The sequence below is a fragment of the Microbacterium xerophyticum genome (assembly GCF_053543555.1).
In genome coordinates this window covers 361,240-365,135 of sequence record NZ_JBLVOB010000005.1, presented here as the reverse complement: position 1 = coordinate 365,135, position 3,896 = coordinate 361,240, and the positions used below count along the sequence as shown (strand labels likewise).

General features: G+C 67.7%; 3 protein-coding genes. 1 reads left to right on the top strand and 2 read right to left on the bottom strand.

Annotation, left to right across the window (positions count from 1 at the left end; translation table 11 throughout):
- Positions 1-96: 96 nt before the first annotated feature.
- Together xylA and ACNPNP_RS06270 are read right to left on the bottom strand one after the other, a co-directional pair.
- Entirely contained in the window at positions 97-1,287 is a 1,191-nt protein-coding gene (xylA, locus tag ACNPNP_RS06275) for a xylose isomerase (protein WP_448965185.1), read from the bottom strand.
- 89 nt (positions 1,288-1,376) lie between these two features.
- Positions 1,377-2,375 (bottom strand): LacI family DNA-binding transcriptional regulator, encoded by a 999-nt coding sequence (locus ACNPNP_RS06270; RefSeq protein WP_448965184.1) that lies wholly within the window; start codon positions 2,373-2,375, stop codon positions 1,377-1,379.
- Between the two features lie 152 nt (positions 2,376-2,527).
- On the opposite strand from ACNPNP_RS06270, the gene ACNPNP_RS06265 reads away from it, so the two are divergent.
- Positions 2,528-3,826, top strand: a complete 1,299-nt coding sequence (locus ACNPNP_RS06265; RefSeq protein ID WP_448965183.1) for an extracellular solute-binding protein — start codon at positions 2,528-2,530, stop codon at positions 3,824-3,826.
- The last annotated feature ends 70 nt before the right edge of the window (positions 3,827-3,896 follow it).

Below are 3,896 nucleotides of genomic sequence, written 5' to 3'. Positions count from 1 at the left end.
CCCGGACGAGAGGTCGCGCACGACCACCTTGCAGCTCTGCGTCGACGAGTCGACGCCGGCCACGAGTGTCTGCGCCACAGTTCTGTCCGGCACAGGTCAGCGTGCGCCGAGCAGGTGCTCGGTGGCGAGCTGCTGCAGCCGGACGAAGCCGAAGCCCTTGCCGCCGAGGTAGGCGTCGGCGTCGAAGTCCTCGAAGGCGCTGCGGTCGGCGAGGAAGTCGTCGTAGCTCTCGCCGGGGTTCAGCGTCGACTGTGCGAGCTCGGTGACCTTGGAGGCGGCCAGCGCCTCCTGCACCTCGGGGTCGGCACGGAACGCGGCCGCCCGCTCCTTCAGGAGGAGGTAGGTGCGCATGTTCGCCGCTGCCGAGTCCCACACGCCGTTCTCGTCCTCGGTGCGGCTGGGCTTGTAGTCGAAGTGACGCGGGCCGTCGTAGGCGGGGAGGCCGCCGGGGCCGCCGTTCTCGAGCAGGTCGACCAGCGCGAACGCGTTGTGCAGGTCGCCGTGACCGAACACGAGGTCCTGGTCGTACTTGATGCCGCGCTGACCGTTGAGGTCGATGTGGAACAGCTTCTCGTGGAACAGCGCCTGGGCGATGCCTGCCGCGAAGTTCAGGCCCGCCATCTGCTCGTGGCCGACCTCGGGGTTCACGCCGAACAGCTCGGGGCGTGCGAGGGAGCCGATGAAGGCGATCGCGTGGCCCAGCGTCGGCAGCAGGATGTCACCGCGGGGCTCATTCGGCTTGGGCTCGATCGCGAAGCGGATGTCGTAACCCTTGTCGGTGACGTAGTCGGCGAGGAGGTTCACGGACTCGCGGTAGCGCTCGAGGGCCTGGCGCACGTCCTTCGCGGAGTCGTACTCGGCGCCCTCGCGGCCGCCCCACATGACGAAGGTCTTGGCGCCGAGCTCTGCACCGAGGTCGAGCTGGCGGAACACCTTGCGCAGCGCATAGCGGCGCACCTGGCGGTCGTTGGAGGTGAAGCCGCCGTCCTTGAACACCGGCGCGCTGAACAGGTTCGTGGTGACCATCGGCACGACGATGCCGGTGTCGGAGAGCGCGCCCTTGAGGCGGTCGATCTGCTTCTGGCGCTCGGCGTCGGTCGAACCGAAGGCGAACAGGTCGTCGTCGTGGAACGTCAGACCGTAGGCGCCGAGCTCTGCGAGCTTCTCGACGGCGTGCACGACGTCGAGGCGGGGACGGGTGGGGCCGCCGAACGGGTCGGTGCCGTTGTAATCGACGGTCCAGAGTCCGAACGAGAACTTGTCTTCGCGGGTGGGGGTGAGTGCCATGAGGAAGTCGCTTTCAACATCGATGGTGAATTGTTGTGAGTAAAAACATATCAGGGCACCGCCCCGGTCGCAACGCCGAACGGGGTGCGTCAGTGCGTCGGCGCGGCGGTGGAACCACGCGCGATGAGTTCGGCCGGCATGCGGACGTGCTCGGGCTCGCCCCCGCTGAGCATGCTGAGCAGCACGCGCACGGCGGCGGTGCCCATGGTGGCCAGAGGCTGGCGCACCGTCGTCAGCTGTGGGACATGGGATGCCGCCTCCGGGATGTCGTCGAACCCGACGACGGACAGGTCTTCAGGCACCCGCAGGCCGCGCTCCGCCGCTACCCTGATCATCTCGAGGGCGGAGAGGTCGTTCGCCGCGAACACCGCGGTCGGTCGGTCGTCCAGATCGAGCAGTGCGTGGGCGCCGGCGGTCGCACTCGCGGCGCGATACCCGCCCTCTGCGACGAGCGCGGGATCGAACGGTACGCCGGCGCTCTCCAGCGCGGCACGGTACCCGCGCTCGCGCTGGTGGGCGGACTCCAGGTCGGTGCGACCGCGGAGATGCCCGATGCGACGGTGTCCGAGCGAGATCAGATGCTCGGTCGCGGCGTGGGCGCCGTCGAGGCTGTGCACGGCCACAGTCGCCGGTCCATCGGCGCCGGTGTGTGGGTCGACCGCGACGATCGGGACGTTCGAGCGCTCGGGCGTGGTGGTGGGGGTGACGAGGATGGCTCCGTCGATCAGCGTGCCGCCGAGACGTGAGAGCGAGCGGCGCTCCCACCCGAGATGATCGCCGGCCGAGACCGTGCCGGCGTACGCGAGCACGTCGTAGGGAGTGCCGTCCAGCGCCGTCGACACTCCACGCAGCAGCTCGAGGGCGAAGGGTTCGAACTCGGCGACGAGCACGCCGATCACGTTCGTCCTGCCGCGCCGCATCGAGGTGGCGACCAGAGAACTCTCGTAGCCGAGTTCGGCCACCACGCGGAGCACGCGTGCATGAGTCGCGGCGGAGACGCCGTCGCGTCCGTTGATCGCCTTCGAGACGGTCGCCACCGACACTCCGGCCGTTCGGGCCACGTCGGTGATGGTTGGCCGAGCATTCATGCCAGTCAGCCTAACCGAATAGAAAACGTTATCGATATCGTTTGACATGTTCGTGGGAGCGGTGTCAGAGTGGGCACACGAACACATTGGTGTGGCTGGCAACAAATGTCGTGTCGCGCTGCACGAGAACTCGAAGAAGAGGAGAACACAGCATGAAGATGCGAAAGGCATTGGCGGCAGGCGCCGCGCTCGTCGCACTGGGATCGCTCGTCCTGGCCGGGTGCAGCGGCACCAGCGGTGGGGGCGGCGAAGGCGAGGGTGGCGAGACCACGCTCACCATGTGGCACAACTCGACGACCGGTGACGGCAAGCAGTACTGGGAGGACGCCGCGGCCGCATTCAACGAGGCGAACCCAGAGGTGACGGTCAAGGTCACCTCGATCCAGAACGAGGACATGGACGGCAAGCTCCAGACCGCCGTCAACTCGGGTGACATGCCGGACATCTTCATGGCACGCGGCGGCGGCAAGCTCGCCGACATCGTCGCCGCCGGCAAGGTCAAGGACCTCACCGACCTCATCGACGACGACGTCAAGACGGCCCTCGGAGAGGCTCCGTTCAGTGCGTTCACCGTCGACGGCAAGATCTACGGCGTGCCCAGCGCCGTGCTGCCCGGCGGAATCTTCTACAGCAAGGACCTGTTCGAGCAGGCCGGCATCGCCTCCGAGCCGACGACCGTCGCCGAGCTCGAGGATGCGGTGGACAAGCTCAAGACGGCAGGGATCGCGCCGATCGCTCTCGGCGCGAAGGACGCCTGGCCCGCGGCGCACTGGTACTACTTCTTCGCGGTGCGCGCCTGCGGACAGGACGTCATCGAGAATCTGGCCACGAGCCCCGACTTCACCGACAAGTGCTGGCTGGACGCCGCCGACAACCTCAACGAGTTCGCGGAGACCGAGCCGTTCAACGAGGGCTTCCTGACGACGACGGCTCAGCAGGGCGCCAACTCGTCCGCCGGTCTCGTCGCCAACCACAAGGCGGCCATGGAGCTCATGGGCGCGTGGGATGTCGGCGTGATCGCCGGGCTCACCCCCGACGAGCAGCCGCTGCCGGACCTCGGCTGGTTCCCGTTCCCCGAGGTCGACGGCGGCGACGGCGAAGCCGGCGCGATGATGGGCGGCGTCGACGGGTACTCGTGCTCGACGGACTCGCCGGCATCGTGCGAGGAGTTCCTGAACTTCGTCTCGTCGAAGGAATGGCAGGAGGGGTACGCCACCGCGTTCCAGACGATCCCCGCCAACCAGGATGCCACCGGTGCAGTGACCGACCCGTCGCTGAAGCCGCTCATGGAGGCATACAGCAAGGCGCCGTACGTGTCGCTGTGGCTGGACACCGCGCTCGGCCAGAACGTCGGAAACGCGCTGAACACCGGTGTCGTCGAGATGCTCGCAGGTCAGGGCGACCCGCAGAAGCTCGTCGACAGCATCGCGAACGCCGCGGCGAGGGGCTGACAAGAGAAATGACCGAATCTCAGGCGCTGATGTCATCCACTGCGCCTGCGAGGAGCAACCGTGGGGGGGG